13 protein-coding genes are annotated in these 16,331 nt (G+C 49.7%); 5 read left to right on the forward strand and 8 right to left on the reverse strand.

The genetic code is table 11. The features are described 5' to 3' along the window. Window positions 1-192 precede the first annotated feature (192 nt). The 4 genes from IC804_RS08410 to IC804_RS08425 all read left to right on the forward strand — a co-directional run bounded on the left by IC804_RS08410 (window position 193) and on the right by IC804_RS08425 (window position 3,896). Window positions 193-537 carry a DUF3870 domain-containing protein gene (locus IC804_RS08410; RefSeq protein ID WP_008881326.1) on the forward strand — a complete coding sequence of 115 codons (345 nt, stop codon included), beginning with the start codon at window positions 193-195 and terminating at the stop codon, window positions 535-537. Window positions 538-616: 79 nt separating this feature from the next. Next, a complete protein-coding gene (locus IC804_RS08415) occupies window positions 617-1,780 on the forward strand; it encodes a DUF819 family protein (protein WP_008881327.1) in 1,164 nt (387 codons plus the stop codon). A 22-nt stretch (window positions 1,781-1,802) separates the two neighbouring features. Then, the gene (locus IC804_RS08420; RefSeq protein WP_011888302.1) at window positions 1,803-2,870 is read left to right on the forward strand and encodes a dipeptide epimerase; all 1,068 of its coding nucleotides are present in this window, start codon (window positions 1,803-1,805) and stop codon (window positions 2,868-2,870) included. A gap of 18 nt (window positions 2,871-2,888) precedes the next feature. After that, on the forward strand, window positions 2,889-3,896 hold the full coding sequence (locus tag IC804_RS08425; RefSeq protein WP_081157304.1) for a C40 family peptidase: 1,008 nt from the start codon (window positions 2,889-2,891) through the stop codon (window positions 3,894-3,896). Window positions 3,897-4,061: 165 nt separating this feature from the next. Here IC804_RS08425 and IC804_RS08430 read toward each other — a convergent pair whose 3' ends face one another. From IC804_RS08430 to brnQ, 6 genes are all read right to left on the reverse strand, one after another. Further along, the gene (locus IC804_RS08430) at window positions 4,062-5,534 is read right to left on the reverse strand and encodes a sodium:solute symporter family protein (RefSeq protein ID WP_008881330.1); all 1,473 of its coding nucleotides are present in this window, start codon (window positions 5,532-5,534) and stop codon (window positions 4,062-4,064) included. Then, complete coding sequence (locus tag IC804_RS08435; protein ID WP_008881331.1) at window positions 5,531-5,731, reverse strand: DUF3311 domain-containing protein; 201 nt, start codon at window positions 5,729-5,731, stop codon at window positions 5,531-5,533. The genes IC804_RS08430 and IC804_RS08435 overlap by 4 nt, the downstream gene beginning before the upstream one ends. 43 nt (window positions 5,732-5,774) lie before the next feature. Beyond that, entirely contained in the window at window positions 5,775-6,959 is a 1,185-nt protein-coding gene (locus IC804_RS08440; RefSeq protein ID WP_008881332.1) for a M20 family metallopeptidase, read from the reverse strand. Between the two features lie 175 nt (window positions 6,960-7,134). Beyond that, window positions 7,135-8,364: a hydantoinase/carbamoylase family amidase gene (locus tag IC804_RS08445; protein ID WP_081157303.1), complete on the reverse strand. Its 1,230-nt coding sequence runs from the start codon at window positions 8,362-8,364 to the stop codon at window positions 7,135-7,137. A 245-nt stretch (window positions 8,365-8,609) separates the two neighbouring features. After that, window positions 8,610-9,917: a helix-turn-helix domain-containing protein gene (locus tag IC804_RS08450; protein ID WP_008881334.1), complete on the reverse strand. Its 1,308-nt coding sequence runs from the start codon at window positions 9,915-9,917 to the stop codon at window positions 8,610-8,612. 465 nt (window positions 9,918-10,382) lie between these two features. Continuing rightward, on the reverse strand, window positions 10,383-11,693 hold the full coding sequence (gene brnQ / locus IC804_RS08455) for a branched-chain amino acid transport system II carrier protein (RefSeq protein ID WP_008881335.1): 1,311 nt from the start codon (window positions 11,691-11,693) through the stop codon (window positions 10,383-10,385). Between the two features lie 346 nt (window positions 11,694-12,039). On the opposite strand from brnQ, the gene IC804_RS08460 reads away from it, so the two are divergent. Further along, complete coding sequence (locus IC804_RS08460; RefSeq protein WP_008881336.1) at window positions 12,040-12,273, forward strand: hypothetical protein; 234 nt, start codon at window positions 12,040-12,042, stop codon at window positions 12,271-12,273. An 88-nt stretch (window positions 12,274-12,361) separates the two neighbouring features. On the opposite strand, the gene IC804_RS08465 is transcribed toward IC804_RS08460, so the two are convergent. Together IC804_RS08465 and IC804_RS08470 are read right to left on the reverse strand one after the other, a co-directional pair. Next, window positions 12,362-13,711, reverse strand: a complete 1,350-nt coding sequence (locus IC804_RS08465; RefSeq protein ID WP_081157302.1) for an N-acetylmuramoyl-L-alanine amidase family protein — start codon at window positions 13,709-13,711, stop codon at window positions 12,362-12,364. 394 nt (window positions 13,712-14,105) lie between these two features. Then, window positions 14,106-16,226 carry a YecA family protein gene (locus tag IC804_RS08470; protein WP_081157301.1) on the reverse strand — a complete coding sequence of 707 codons (2,121 nt, stop codon included), beginning with the start codon at window positions 16,224-16,226 and terminating at the stop codon, window positions 14,106-14,108. Window positions 16,227-16,331 lie beyond the last annotated feature (105 nt).

Consider the following 16,331-nt stretch of genomic DNA (forward strand, 5'->3'; position numbering starts at 1 on the left):
CCTTCTATTCCCGATGTCTTCCGTCATCATATGACGATAAGCAGATAAAAACAAAAAATAAAAATAATATTGACTATTTTATCCCCTTTTGTAAAAATAATTATAAAAGGCAAATGCGTATTGTGAGCACGTGTATGAATGTTTTTCATAACTCCCTCTCACAATGCCCGTATTTGCTCCGGAGGATCTGTTATGTTTGGCGATCATACCATTTATATCATTGGTGAAGCCAAAGCCCCTTCCAACAATCCAATCACTCAACAGTACAAACTATTCTTCATCGGACTTGTGGTGGATAGAGAAACAGGCAAAATTGTTGACGCGGACTGCACAACCACCATTGATTTAACGAGAGCCTTTATCCGAAGTCTATTCGTAGGTCAATCCATCTTGGATATCGAAGGGGTTTCTCAACAAATCCAAACACGCTATTTTGGCTCATCACAAAAAGCATTGACGGTTGCGTTTAAAAACGCAAGTTTAAAATACCAATCGATTCTTTCAGCTGCTTCATCTGTCTCGTCAAAACGCAGATGAAACCCAGCGAATAGAGGCGTCTCTTACTCTATTTGCTGGGTTTTTTCTTTTTACAAAACCAAAAAGGAGGAGAAGCTTTATGATTCAAGATGGAATCGTTTACTTAAGCGTCTTGCTAGCCTTTGCAGCTCTCGTTGCACTAGCAGAGCAAAAATCACGATCCAAGCTGTTTAAGGCAGTTCCCGGCATTATCTTTATTTATATTGGCGGGGCACTAATGCAAACGATGGGAGTTTTCGGGACATCCGAATCGATCGATCAAACCTATAGCACCGTTCGGAGTGTACTTCTTCCCGCCATGCTGATTCTCATGTTACTTCACTGCGATCTGCGCAAAATTATTAAGATGGGGCCAAAGATTCTTTTAACCTTTTTCGCCGCTTCACTCACCATTATTTTAGGTTTTACTATCACCTATGTATTGTTTAAAGGCTTGTATGCAGAAGGAACATGGAAAGCGTTTGCCGCGCTGAGCGGAAGCTGGACAGGTGGCTCCGCCAATATGGTTGCTTTACAAAGCATCTTGTCCGTTCCCGAAAATATTTTTGGCTATGCACTCATTATGGACACGGTGAACTACTCGATATGGGTTATGTTTATGTTTTGGCTTGTACCATTTGCTGACCGTTTCAACCGTTGGACGAAGGCCAATACAGTCACCATTCCAGCCGTAAACGATCAAATCGCTGCGGCGAATGAAAATCGCTCTGCAAGCATAGGCTTTACAGAGTTGATGATGATTATCGGGTTCAGCCTCCTCTTATCAACGATTTGTACCAAAATCGGTAATACATTACCTGAAATTGGAGCCGTTTTCAATGCATCCACTTGGGCTGTAGTCATCGCCTCCATCATCGGAATGGTTCTGGCCATGACTAAAGTAGCTGATATTCCGGGAACCAACGAGGTATCCAAAGTGATGCTGTACACGATTATTGCCTTAATTGCATCACAAGCTGACTTTTCTCAACTCTTTCAGGCGCCGATTTACATCGTCTCTGGATTTATGATTTTGCTGATTCACGCCGTTCTCATGCTCGTTCTAGCCAAATTGTTCAAACTTGATTTGTTTACAATGGGAGTTGCTTCTTTAGCCAATATCGGAGGAGTTGCATCCGCTCCTATTTTGGCAGGGGCTTACCATCAGTCTCTGATTCCAGTTGGCATTCTCATGGCGTTGCTTGGCAATTTGCTTGGCACCTATTACGGACTGCTTACCGCCCATATTTTATCATCATTGTGATGCGCGAAAGGATGTTTGATTCATGAAAATAAAGCAGATCAACGTCACTACCCAATCCATTCCACTCGTGAAGCCATTTAAAACAGCCTTGCGAACAGTTACGCAAATTGAAAGCATCCTAGTCAAAGTCACCCTTGACAATGGGATTGAAGGATATGGAGCTACAGTTCCGACAGAAGCCATCACAGGGGAAACAAAACAAAGCATCATAGGAGTCTTGCAATATAGACTCATTCCGGTCGTCATCGGCCGCGATATTGAAATGATCGCGAAAAACACAAAAGACGTGCAAACATGTTGTGTCGGCAATACAAGTGCCAAAGCAGCACTAGACATGGCCATGCACGATGCACTTGGCAAACACTTAGGAATCCCCCTTTATCAATGGTTCGGTGGAAAAACTCATGATCATGTAAACGATATGACCATCAGTGTCAATCCAACAGAGCAGATGATTCGCGATGCAGAAATAGCAATCAACCACGGATTCTCCGTTCTAAAAATCAAAGTGGGGAAAGAGGCTAAAAAAGATATAGAACGAATCAAGCGGATTTACGAAGCGATTGGACCGAACGTAGTGCTGCGCATTGATGCCAATCAAGGATGGACGGCAAAAGAAGCTGTTCGTATTATTCGTCAATTGGAACAAAGCAACCTCCCAATCGAGTTTATCGAACAACCTGTTCCGAAATATGATATTGAAGGATTGCGCTTTATTCGCGAACGAGTCAACATCCCCATTATGGCAGACGAGAGCGTGTTTTCTGCTCACGATGCTCTCACACTCATTCGCTGCCAAGCAGTGGATTTGATCAATATTAAGCTGATGAAAACCGGAGGATTACGAGAAGCGTATACTATCGCCAGCCTTGCGGAATCAGCGGGCATACAATGCATGATTGGAAGCATGATGGAACCGACACTTTCCGTATTAGCGGCAGCCCATTTAGCAGCGGCTCACCCCAACATTACAAGAGTCGACTTAGATGCGCCACTATGGCTCGATGACAGCAACCAGTTCCCGTTCTTTCAAGGAAGCGAAATTCATCTTCCGAACTCTCCTGGGATTGGTATCTCCTATCCATCTTAATTTAAAGGAGGAAATGCTATGAATCTATGGAGAAGGATGATCACCGGTGTACTTTGCTTAATCTTCCTCTTTTCCCTTTTTACCCCTGTACACGCTAAAGCGGATGATAGCGAAACCGCCTATGTAGATGTAGCGGTTGCCACTCTTTGGGTTGAACCGGGAATAACCCGAAGCATTGATTCGCCATCCCTGTCCAACCCGGTTGATCTATGGACATGGACGAAAAGCATGTCCTATGAAGAAAAACTGTGGCTAGTCGGGAACCTCGAAACCCAAGCGCTATATGGCACCAAAGTAACGATATTGGAAAAACAAGGAGATTGGGTAAAAGTAGCCGTTCACGGCCAACCGACCCCTCGCCATTCGTTTGGCTACCCAGGTTGGATGCCGATTCACCAACTGACAAAAGGAACAGCGTTTTCCCAATTTCAGTCTAAGCCGTTTGCCCAAATCATCAAACCAACCGCTTGGCTTTACCATGATCCAAACAGCCGCAAACGGTTCATAGAAATCAGTTTTGCAACTCGTCTTCCAGTCATATCGACTACTAAGCACGCTGTAAAAGTGATGACACCTAGCGACGGAGCAAAATGGTTGAAACAGGAAGACGTCCAAATTTTCCGGACTGAAGCAGACATCCCGGCTCCTACTGGAGAAGATGTCGTTCGTACCGCCAAACAATTTTTAGGATTGCCATACTTATGGGCGGGGACGTCCGGGTTCGGGTTTGACTGTTCGGGATTTACCCATACCATTTATAAAGCCCACGGTATTACCATTCCACGCGACTCATCAGTGCAGGCGCAGTTTGGCCTCCCAGTTTCAGAAAAGGATTTACAGCCGGGGGATCTCCTCTTCTTCGCCTATGATCAAGGCAAAGGAAGAGTACATCATGTAGGGATGTATATTGGTAATGGAAAAATGATTCACTCTCCAAACTCTAGCAGTACGGTTCGTATCGATGACTACCGTGCTCCGGGATATGGCGAGGAATTCGCAGGTGCTAGACGATACATTCAACGTTAATCTTTTCAGAGAATAGGCTACAAATTCCTTTTCAGACTATTGGATGACAAAAACAAAGAAAACCGTTCTTTTTCGGTTGCGACAACGTAACCAAAAAAGAACGGTTTTTTCCTTATAACCTGAATGTGTCTCTCCAACCAATGACGGACAACCAATCCTTCTTCCTTACACCACCCGTTTTTCGGCATCAGCACGAACCGAACGAAACGGAATCAAGCTGACTGTGATAGTCACCGCAGTGTTGACGATCAACGCGACAATGCCGACGTTTAAATCTTGTACGACTTGCGGCAGTGATGGAAACAAAGTACCGACGCTGCTATCGGATAACGTTATGTACGCGACCGTAGCGACACCAGCTAAAATGCCAGCAAACGCTCCTTGCTTCGTGACAAAATTTTGCTTCTGCAAGCTTAAGACAAATGCGGGAAACAATTGCGTCACAAGGCTGTATCCCATAAGAAGCAACGCCACGATCGTATCACCGCCCCGGAACGTAAAGTACAATGAAACAAGAGCGATGACCGGGACGAGATATTTCGCCAACTTGGCGACTTGCTCGTCCGTTGCGGATGGCACAAACACTTGATACACATTTTTCACAAGTAACGTCGATGCGCTCATCAAAATCATCGACCCTGGCACCATCGCGGTGAGCAGCCCAGCGGCGCCAATGACCCCAACAACCCACGGGTCAAACGTTTGAATGGACAATTTTAATAATGCCAAGTCTGCATCCGAACCTTCAAGCCCTGGCACTTGCAAAATAGCCGTGAAGCCAACAAAAAAGACAAATAACAACACTAACTGATAAATCGGCAAAATAATGGCATTTTTCCGAAAGACATTGGCACTTTTTGCCGAATAAATCGAGCCAAACGTATGAGGCCACATGTAAAAACCAAGCGCTGTCAACAACACGGTTGAAATGAACCATGAAGCGCTCATCCCTTTGTCCGGCAACGCTAAAAATCCGGGTTTCGCCTGCTCGACCGCCTCAAACATCGGTTGAATTCCGCCGTAATAGTGGAACGGAAGATAGATCCCTAAAAAGACGGCGACGACTAAAATCATGATATCTTTCACAACTGCCGTCCATGCTGAACCGTGAATGCCTGAAATCATTACGTAAATCGTGACCGCCAATACACCGATCCAAATCGCAGCAGTCGGGGAAATCGTGCCGTAGGAAGCTTCGGAAACGATGATACCCAGCCCTTTCAGTTGCAGCACTAAATACGGAATGAGCGCCACAACCCCTACCAGCGCTACGAGAACACCGAGCATCGGGCTGTCGTACTTGCGAGCGAAGAAATCTGATTGGGACATCAACCGATGCTCTTTCGCGTACTTCCATACTTTCGGCAGCATCCAATACGATAACACATAAGCTAGGCAGCCGTAAGCGATGATGTAAAACGTTGGCCCGCCTTTGCCATACGCCCAACCACTTCCACCAAGGAATGTAAATGTCGTATAAATCTCACCAGCCATCAAGAGAAACACAAAGATCGTACCAAACCCGCGGCCGCCGACCGTCCATTGCTCCAAGTTCATGTCTTTCCCCCTGCGCGCCTGCAGCCCCAGATAAAGAGAAAACAACAAGAAAGCAAAAATAATGATTAACGCCGCGTTCATGCTTGCTCATCCTCCTTCACCGCGGGATCAAAGCGATAAACAATCGCCATAATGACCGAAGTCACGATTACCCAAGCAACCAGCCAAAATAGCAGAAACGGCATTCCTAATACGTAAGGCTCCACCCGGTTCACAAATGGGATGCCACCAAGCATACCAAGAAACGGCAACACCATCAGCCAACGAATCGATTTCATCCTCTCCCCCCTCCCCTCATTGGATGAACGAAGGCGAAAACGGTTATTCCGCTTCCGCCAATAATTTCAACGTTGCACCGACAAACAATTGCACACCGATTTCGAGCGCATCTTCGTCAATCGTAAAGCGCGGATGGTGATGCGGATACACAATTCCCTTTTCTTCGTTTCTAGCGCCGACGTAGAAGAAGCTGCCTGGCGCTTTTTGCAAGAAGGCGGAGAAATCTTCGCCACCCATGTTCGGTTTCAAGCGGGCGACAGCTTCCTCCCCAAACAGTTCACGCGCTGTGTCTTCAATGACGCGCGTCACTTCATCGTAGTTCACAACCGGGCGATAGCCGTAGTTAAATTCGAACTCGTACGAGGCGCCATGCGCTTCGGTAATGCCTTTCACAATGCGCTCCATCCATTGCGGCACCGTGTGACGCAACGTGTCATCAAACGTGCGCACCGTCCCTTGGATTTCGACCTCTCCAGGCAGGACGTTATGCGCCGTGCCGGCGACAAATTGCGTCACGGACAAAACGAGCGGCTCGACCGGGTCAACGTAGCGCGAGACGATATGTTGCAAATTCGTCACGACTTGCGCCCCGATCGCGATAGCATCGATCGTTTGGTGCGGCATGGCTCCATGGCCACCCTTGCCGATAATGCGAATGAAAAAGCGGTCCGGCGCGGCCATCATCGGTCCGTACACAATGCCGACTTTTCCAAGATCAAGCGGCGACCAAAGGTGAGTGCCGATGACGACATCGACCCCGTCCATGACGCCAGCTTGCACCATCTCTTCCGCTCCTCCTGGGAACAGCTCTTCCGCGTGTTGGAACAAAAAGCGAATCTCACCACGGATCGTATCGCGCAACTGGGAAAAAATTTTTGCCGCGCCAAGAAGCATCGCCGTATGGCCGTCATGACCGCACGCATGCATGACGCCAGGGTTTTTTGAGGCAAACTCAAACGTATTTTCCTCTTGAATCGGCAGCGCGTCCATATCAGCGCGAATGGCGACGACCCGTCCCGGCTGCTTGCCGACAAGCCGCGCCATCACGCTTGTTTTCGTCGGCCTTGAAAGCTCAAGATGACCGAACGATTGCAGCGTCTCGTAGACAAACTGCGCGGTTTTCTCTTCTTGGAACGACAATTCAGGATGAGCATGTAGATGGCGGCGCCAGGCAATGACGTCCGCTTTCACTTCATCAACGAGTCGTTTAATTTCTTCCCTTGTCATCCAAGTTCTCCCCCTGTTCTTTTTTGTTCCTGTCGCCCTTGACGTCGCTTTTGTCCCTTTGGCGGACGTTGATCAAGGTCAACTTCAACTCTAGGCATGTCATACGATGCTCAATGAAATGGCTCGTATGAGAGGTTCGTTAAACGTTTGACGCACCCTTCGTTTGTCTTTTTCGTTATTGTCCCTGAGCCAGCTGCCATACAGTATGATAAAGAACAGCCGCCCCTGCCACGCAATCATCTTTTGTGCTCCATTCTGCAGGGCTATGGCTCACCCCGTCTTGAGAGCGGACAAAAATCATTCCGATTGGACAGAGAGGAGCGAGCTGCACCCCGTCATGGGCTGCGCCGCTTGGCAGCCAAAACGGCGGATAACCGAGCTGCTTGCACGCTGCTTCCGCGGCATGCTTCACCTCGTCGGAACATAACACCGGCGGCATGTCTTGCAGCCATTCAGTCGTGACGCGAACGTTCCGTTCCTTCGCGATCACTTGTGCCCGCGCAGCCACCGTCTGCCACACTTGATCGCGCACCTCAGTCTGCAAGTCACGCAAGTCCAACACAAATTCGACCCGTTCCGGGATAATATTAATGCCGCCTGGAAACACGTGAAGCTGTCCGACCGTTCCGACCGTTGTCCCGGTTCGTCGCGCCTCTTCCTCAATTACTGCGATGATTTGAGCGGCCGCGGCCATCGGGTCGCGACGCAACGACATCGGTGTCGCGCCGGCATGCTCCGCCTTTCCTTCGACGGTGAATTTGACCCAGACAAGCCCGGCGATGCCGGTGACGATGCCAACAGGAAGTCCTGCCTCCTCAAGTACCCGTCCTTGTTCAATATGTAATTCAACATACGCTTTGACCGTCCCAGGTTTTCGTGCCGCTTCATGCAAGCGGTGCGGGTCAAGCCCCGCCTGCCTCATCGCCTCGGCGATGGAAATTCCATTCGCATCACAGTAATTGAGCGCTTCTGACGGCAACGTCCCAGCCATGGCGCGACTGCCGATCATGCCGAAACGAAAGCGGGCTCCTTCTTCGTCCGTAAACGCCACAACTTCAATCGGGTGATGTGTCTTCACTCCTTGCTCGTTCATCGTCTGAACGACCTCGATGCCTGCCAACACCCCGAGCGGACCGTCAAAACACCCACCGTTGTAAACCGAATCGACATGTGAGCCAATGAGCACCACCGGAGCCTCCGGATTCGTGCCTTCTTTCCGCCCGATCAAGTTGCCCGCTGCGTCTTCGTACACGGACAGACCTGCTTCGCGCATATAAGCGGCAACCAAGTCTTTCGCTCGCCGTTCCTCCGTGGTGAATGAGAGTCGTGTAATACCGCCGCCTGGCTGCTTCCCAACTTCCCCTAGTTCCATGAGTCGTCGCCAAAGACGTTCCCCCTGAACCAATTTACTCCCCACTTTCTCCTTCAGGAGATTTACGGATGAATTTCGGTTATGTCCTTAATTATAACGCATTAAACGAAATTTTCAAATATTACAAATCATAATGAATAGAATAAATATTATCTCAGCGAGCCCCTAGTTTTCTCTACTAGCGAGCGGCCCATTTCACCTTGACGACCGCACCTTTTTAGCCAAAACGATAAAAATCGGCTTCCACAAACAGCAGAAGCCGATTCACCATCTGATGATTATAAAAAAATGCGATACACTTTCCGCGGGCGTCCACGGGGATACGGACTGGTTTCCCCGATCGCCTCGGCAAGGCCAGCAGCCTCTAATTCTTTTAAAATCCGGCGGGCACTGCGCGGCAAAATTCCCATGTAGACAGCCAACTCATGTGCCTCAATCTCGTTCTTTCCTCGCTTGCGCAAAACAGCCTGAAGCTTGCCAAGCGTCGCAGCGCTTAAACTCGTGCGGCTGGCCAGTTGCCGCAGCTCCTCATCGCCGAGCGAGTAACGAATTCGCTCCCCCTTTCCTAACGGACCTGCAATCGTCCCATCATCAAAGGCAACCATCCAAGCTCCTCTTCCGCAGTGTTTCGCATGCAAAAATGCCTTTCCCGCTTGGATTTCCGCCTCGTACGCTGTTCGCCCGATGCCGATGCCGCACGCCACGATTTCGTCATAAAGGTGTGCCATCTCCTCCTCAGAAGGAATCGTTTTATAGCTGGCGGTCATCTCTTTTAACGCACCTCTTGTTGTAAAAATGACGTAGCGACCCGGTCCGGCGCATTTGAGCGATCCTTGTACTTTTTTCGTATACTGCAACAGTTTTTCTGTCGCCTTCAGTTCCATTTTATAAATCTCATCCGTTGAAAATGCCTCCGGGGATGTAATCATCATCGAATCCACTTCGATCATCTGCACGGCGACTTGTGCATCTTGTACATGGAGCATTTCCCCTGTGCGAATGATCGTTTGCACGACCGCTTCAACAGCTGAACGAGCGGGTAGCACCCGATACACTGGCATCCCCATTTTTTCCATTTCCAGATGAGCGGTTCGTAGGCAAGTGACGGCGGCTTTCGTTTTCCCTTGCCTCCATAAGTCGTAATGATAACTAGCAAGCTCTTGAGCGGAAATGCCTCCTTCGTAATGCTTGATATGCGGAACCGGCTCTTTAATGTCGGCTTCCTCAAGCAGTCGCTCCACTTCGCCGCGCTCATATGTATCAAAGCTTAGCTGAGAGATCGGAATTTGGTTGGTATAATACGCCTGCAGCAACGTACGATATAAGCTCGCCCCGGTATGCGGCACGTAAAACAGCGGCACCTCGATCTCACCGGACTGCTTGGCGATTGAATATGGCACTTGTCCGGAAAACAGCCACATATCGACCTCAGAGGCAAGCGGACGAATCAAGTCGAGAATTTCACTTTCGTTCCAATAAACGACTGGAAGGCAAACGAATTCTTTATATTCCTCCACCACCGATTGAATAATCGGTAACGAGTCGTCTGCTCCTAATATACCTAACCGAATGCGAATGACGCACACCTCCCCGCCCGAGGGCTAACAACGTCCTCATCTGCATGTCTTGCTTCCCCGAAACTCCTCTGATTGCCCGTTCGGGAACATCAACCTACGTCAAAGCCGTTGCTGTAGGCGCTTGAGCGAACATCCCACAGCATTTCAATACCGCTCTACCCTAACATTGGGCACATGTCTTTAGTCAAACAAATCGCGGTCACAAGACCAACATCTCCCGTTCCCGCAATCGCCATCTTCACGGTTTCTCACACCTTTATCCATCCATTGCGGCGATAACGGCTTGTCCCTATTATATCGAATCACCTGCGGATATTCACAGGTTTCACCGAACTGCTTGAGTAACAGCGAAAAAAGAGGATGCCTCAAAAGCAACGAGGCACCCTTTTAATACCATATATACACACCAAACACCTTTATTATTCTATCATTTTTTGTTTAACTAGAGAGCGGAGGGTCTGTTAAGTCAGTCCCTTACGCAGCATGTTTCCGTCTCGTTGCGGACGGCCGGTCCATGATAAAGCCGAGCACAGCACCGATCAATGCTGGTACGATCCAACCGAGCCCGACCGAAAACAGCGGCGCCCACGAGAGGAGCGGTTCTAACCATGCCGTTTCCAACCCGATCGCTTTTAAACCGTCGTACAAGCTAAACACGCCGGTAAAGAGCAACGCAACACCGTACACTTTCGTCGAACCGCGGTAAAAGCGGCGGAAAAACGATAAAGCAACCAACACGATCGCCAATGGATATATCATCGTCAACACCGGAACAGAAACGGCGATCAGCGCATTTAACCCTATGTTCGACATCAAAAAGCTAAATACAGTCAGCACAGCGACATACGACCGGTACGAAACCGTCGGTGTAAGCTCCTGAAAATATTGCGCACAAGCGGTAACAAGGCCAACCGCCGTCGTCAAGCAAGCAAGAGCTACGATCACACCCAACAGCAACTTCCCGCCGTTGCCAAACAGCAGCGATGACACGTATGACAACAGCTCCGCTCCGTTGGCAAATGAGCCGGCATCAGCCATTCTTGCACCAATGATAGCAATGCCAGTATAAACGAGCGCGAGTCCTAATCCGGCGATCATCCCGGCTTGAATCGTCGCCTTTGCCTGCGACGCCGGCTGGTTAACTCCGCGGTCACGAAGCGCGTGGATGACGACGATGCCAAAAGCAAGGGCAGCGATCGTATCCATCGTTAAATACCCTTCCAGTACCCCTTTCGCAAACGGCGCAGAGGCGTACTTCTCCGCCGGCACCGCATGCGGGTTATCAAGCCGGATCAAACCGGTAATGCAAAGCACAGCAATCGAAAGCAGCAAGAGCGGCGTTAATAGTTGGCCGATTCGATCGACAAGCTTCGATGGGTTTAAACTAAGCCAGTACACAAGGGCGAAAAAGATGCCAGTAAACAACCACATCGCGAAAGAAGCGCTTTCAGAAAAAAACGGCTTGACCCCAATTTCATAGGCAACGCTGGCCGCGCGCGGAATGCCGAAAAACGGACCAATTGCCAAATACACAGCGAGCGAAAAGCAAAGGCTGAACACCGGATGGACCGCGTTGCCGAGCGAACGGACACCGTCTTTGGCGAACGCCACCGCCGCGACCGACAATAGCGGCAACCCAACACCGGTAACGATAAATCCAAGAATTGCTGGCCATACCGCCGTTCCTGCTTCCATTCCTAAATATGGAGGAAAAATCAAGTTCCCCGCGCCAAAAAAGAGAGAAAATAGCATCAATCCTGTAAACAGCACATCTCTCGTTTTCATCATATCCCTCATTTCTATGTTAGTAAAATGAATTGAATATTCTGATATATCACAAAACAAACGCGCCACTTAGGATTATAATGAAATATTACTATCCTAATACGTTTTAAATATTATACTTTTTTTACTATTTTGTCAAGCCCCTGTTCTGGCTATTTCGTCCCAGCAGCCATCGAGCAAAGGCATGATCAGTCTTCAAAAGCCAACGAACCTCTGTGATTGGCTAACAATCTCCCTAAACAAGAAGGGGTATAGGTATATTTTACCTATAGAGACAATCTCTTGATGAAAGGAAGCTAGATTGACAAAAAAGTTACTCTCATAGAAACATGGAAGATGAACTAGTATGGATGGAAGAGAAGACAAAGATTGTTTGCTCGTTGCCAATCAATATCATGTCCAAACCAACACTTTAGAAAAACAAAATGAAGGACAAATAGGGATGTTGGTTGTCATTAGGCAAGTACATATCAATGTCTCAAAACTTCCCCCTCATGGTATGTGCAATAAGTGCCAGGAATTACTCTTCCCCCGTGTGCTCATGCCGAGAAATGAAGGCTTTCTCGATTTGAAATGGTAAAAAAGCGCCCCGAAAATCGGGACGCTTTTTGTCGTGCGGCCTGTATGCCGCAGATCCGTTGCCTATTTTTGGCAAAATGACCGGTTTGTTATTGAAAATAATGGCGCACGGCGTTCACGATAGCCGTCGTCACTGTTTCTTGATAGCTGTCTGTCGCCACAACCTCGGCATCCGACCGATTGCTTAAATAGCCAAGCTCAAGCAGCACAGACGGTCGTTCATTTTCCCGCAGTACGTAATAGTTGCCAAAGGCGAGGCCGCGAAATGGCAAAGCAGAGAGCTTTGAGAACGGCCCTTGGAACGATTGCGCCAACCCGTAGTCGGCGAACCGATCGTAATAGTAGGCGGTGATGCCAGAAGCATCTTCATCCTCCGCGCTGTCGTAGTGTAAACTAATAAACGCATCCGCCTGGTACAAACGGGCGGTGGCCACGCGTGCCGACAGCGGCACGTAATCATCATTGACACGTGTCAACACCACGCGCGCTCCGTATGTTTCGAGCTTTTCTTTCAACCGCTCGGCCGTTTCCATTGTCAATGTTTTTTCCGTTACGCCATTGACGCTTTCCGCTCCCCCGTCTTTGCCGCCATGGCCGGCGTCAAGCACGATCGTTTTTCCGGCAAGCACTTGAACAGGTGTGCGCGTCCATTTTTTTACATATTGACGCGGCCCATTTTCCTGAATAGTGACAAGGTCAACAGCAGCAGGCGAAGCCGATTCAGCCACTGCCTCTTCCTGATTCCCGACGGCCTGTCCATTTTTCATTTCGATGTACTCCGCCGCCACCCAACCACCTAGCCCGGAACGGGTAACGATCTTATACCAATCTCGCTTTGTTTCGACAATCTCAACGCGCTCACCGTGCAAAAGCCGTCCGATCCGCTCCGCATCCAATGACGGCGCAACCCGCACGTTCAGTGAATCAGCCGTCACGACTCCTGTCTGCCGTGAACCAGTTGGAGATTCGGCATCTGCCAAATACGATGCCGCCACCCAACCAACAGCCTTTTTCGTGACGATTTGTTTCCATTCTCCCTTTTCTTTGATGACAATGACTTGATCCCCCTGTGCCAGATGGCCAATAATACGCCCATCTAGCCCCGGCTCTTGCCGAAGACGAAGCCGATCTTCTTGCACGATTTCCATTTCGCGCACAGGAGCGGCATACGATGCGGCAATCCATCCGATTTTATTCTTCTTCCATTCTATTTTCAACCAGCCGTCTTTTATATCGATCAACCGATACGTTTCACCACGGTGAACGTTCGCCAACGGACGGTACGGCACACCCGGCCCTTGGCGGACGTTCACCCGATCAACCGTCACGACAGCCAATCGTTCCTTCTTCTTATTTTCCCCTTTCACCTCTGCCGGCCAGGCAGCTGTAACCAAACAACACAAACAAACCAATATGGCGAACCATCTTCTTGGCCTCATGCACCTTCCCTCCTAGATGTCTCTCGTTCTACTATATGGTTCGCACGTAAGAGTCGATTTCCTGTCTGTCGGTCGGGAAAACCGCTCGACAGAACGAGCGCCAGCACGACGATAAACCGACAACGGATGCCCTATTTCCACACAATATTCCCTAGCACGACAGCTGCCAAATGAAAAAGATACGAGCGTTGCCGAGTAACGGCGAAAACATTCTTTGCGTTCTCTCAGTGTCCCCCGCTCAGCACGGCTGATCCGTCCTTCCATCACTCCAAACGACAGAAAAATAACCATAAACAAGTTTTGCACTCCACCCAAGTGTGAAAATAGCACCCCAAGGCATATACATTTTCACAGAAAAAGAGGATGCCCCACAACGGGACATCCTCCCACATCTTTACACCTTAGCCAATGGCTGATCAAACTGAACGAACGATTCTAGATAAGGAGCGGCCTGTGGCGGGTACACACGCTGAACAGAAGCCAGCTCTCCGTCTTTGTTGAAGGTGGCTTTTACGTACATACCAGGCTCTACATACGATGTAGCCGACGGAGTCAGACGCCAGTGAAGCTGCTCACCCGTCTCCAACCAGTCGAGTATGGCTTCTTCCTGGTCGACGTTCACCACTCGGAATGTCCCCGTCCGGTGCTCCCCTTTGTTTTCCATCATCTGTTCTGAAGCAGTATCTGCCATCACCACCGCTGAGTCAGACCGGTGATACAACCGGAGAAGACGGACGGCCTTCAACAACGGCTCGCTCAATTCCGCAACGAGTTGGCGCACGACCGGAGCATGGTTTGTCTGATAGCGGCCATCAAGCCATTTCGCGAACGCCTGAACGGCGCTTAATACTTGTTTCGCTTGATTGATGCTTATGTCAGGAGAAAACATGACGTAGTGAAATGCCAAACATTGCTGCCAATGGCGCGCTTCTAGCGCATCCCACGATGACAGCGGCGTCGTCTGCAAGTAATGGCCGACCGCCGTCACACCGAGGCGGTATTTCGCTTTCGTCGCCTCTGATTTTCCTTCCGTTTTTTCTTGGTAAAAACGGACGAGGTCGGCGCCGAAAAAGCGCATTTTCCATTCCGCCGGCATGGCAAAATATCCGCCCTCATCGAGCCGTTGCAATACTTGAACAGACGTTGTCCGCTTGATCTTAGGCGTCACAAATGGCGAGAGCGGCAAACCGTAGCGGGAACGGATGCTGTTCGTATCGACCATCACCGGACTGCCTTCTTGGCGGAGAAGTTCGAATGCATGGTGCTCATATGCGCGCAGCCATTGCTCCACTGTTTCCTGCTCGCCGCTCATGGCCAATTCGTGAACGGACCGTCCCCCCCATTCTTCATGCGGCACATGCAGCGTCTGCTCTAACATCACCGCACTGTTGGCCACGAGCGCCATATATGACGGCTCACCCGGCGGCAACTCGACATGGTAGGACAGCAGCTTCACCCCTTTGGGAACAAGGTGCGTCTTTACAGAGCGCGACACCACGTTGGCCCGCATCCCCATAGCTTTAAGCGCCTCTGTCAGCACTCGTTCGGCGTCCGCATCAAAGGTGGAGAGCGTCATCGTCCGCCCCTGCCCCTCTACAAAGCCGGCTAGTTCGTTCAGATAAATCGGGCTGGAGGCAAGATCATCGTGATATTCATACGTCACACCGCGCAGTGAACCTTTGACGGCTTCGTCCGTTTCCTCATCCACGATCACGATTCCATGTCGTTCCAGCTGACGGAGGGCGTTGCGCGCATCAGGCATGTCGTAGACGACCGTCCATTGTTCAACTGCTTCCGTCCCGCGCTCCTGTAATGAAGAAGCACTGTGACACGCGTCGACAATATCAAGAAAACGGGAAAATGCCAACTCTTCGTACGGCATGTTCGTCTCTTGAAGGAGAGAACGCATTCGTTCCTCGGCCTTCTTCACTCCGTCCGGCCCAACGATGGAGGCAGCCCCTTGGATATAATGACCGCCGTCAAACGGCTCGAGAAACGCAAACATACCGCCCCAAGGCACTACATCCGGCATCGTCTCGCTAAATGGCAGAAACAACGTTTCCCCCGTCAATCGGTCGACCGCTGTCCCCCCGTCTTCACCGCGGTCCACAAACTGAACGAGACGCGGAACAAGCCGAACCCACCGGTCAAGCATGTTTTGCAATTCCGAAGATAAACGGCGTCCTTTCTCGCGCCAAAACCATTCAACGCCGCGCATCCCGTTTGGGAAACGGTGAACGAACAAGTACCAAAGCGTTTCAAGCGGCTCAAGCATCTCACTGTGTTTCATTTCCCGAACGGCCTGACGGAACGCGTGCTTTATCGCCCGTTGTTCGGCGTAGGAGAGCGCCTCCTCTAAGAAACGGTGCACTTGTTGCGACAGCTCATACTTCTGTTCAAAAAACCGATGTTGCCGCGCCCTTTTCGCCTCTTCCTCCATCGCTTTGTTCATGCAGCATTTTTTATACTTTTTCCCGCTCCCGCACGGACACGGGTCGTTTCGGCCGACCGACATACGGCTCCCTCCTTGAATCAATTTCGTTTTCTAATTTCTATCACCATTATTATTATTTTGATTCTTTCAGAAACAGGTTAAACTATAAGTATACAAAAACAATCC

Origin of the sequence: Geobacillus sp. 47C-IIb, from assembly GCF_014679705.1 — a bacterium.
Lineage (GTDB): Bacteria > Bacillota > Bacilli > Bacillales > Anoxybacillaceae > Geobacillus > Geobacillus thermodenitrificans.